Here is a 400-nt window from a genome sequence, read left to right on the forward strand (position 1 = left end):
ACCTGTCACACATTGAAGGCTTATATGAGCAAAATCCTCGCTACCCTGATCGCCGGTCTGTTTGCCGCAGGTGCATTTGCGCAAACGCCAGCCCCCGCCGCACCGGCCACCATGCCCGCTCCAGCGACCGCCACGGCACCCGCCGCCACGGCAGCTCCTGCGGCCAAGACCACCAAGGCCAAGAGCACCCACAAGAAGGTTGCCAAGAAAAAGACCCACAAGAGCGCTGCCAAGGCTGCCTGAGGCATAGAGCGCCGGGTTGGCCCGGTCTTTGCCGCAAAATCGCCCGCTTGCCAGCGGGCTTTTTTGTGCCCGCGTCCATTCACCCACCCAGCCCGAGGTTTGATCGATGACTCCGTTTGCCCGCCCCCTTCGCCGGCCCGCCCTGCTGGCCGCCACC

1 protein-coding gene is annotated in these 400 nt (G+C 64.8%); it reads left to right on the forward strand.

The window, feature by feature from the left end; translation table 11 throughout:
- Positions 1 to 243, forward strand: a 243-nt coding sequence (locus QZH66_RS18660) for a hypothetical protein (RefSeq protein ID WP_305807272.1), incomplete at its 5' end; no start/stop codon positions are given.
- Positions 244 to 400 lie beyond the last annotated feature (157 nt).

This window comes from Stenotrophomonas sp. YIM B06876, from assembly GCF_030711595.1.
In the GTDB taxonomy this organism is placed as follows: domain Bacteria; phylum Pseudomonadota; class Gammaproteobacteria; order Xanthomonadales; family Xanthomonadaceae; genus Stenotrophomonas.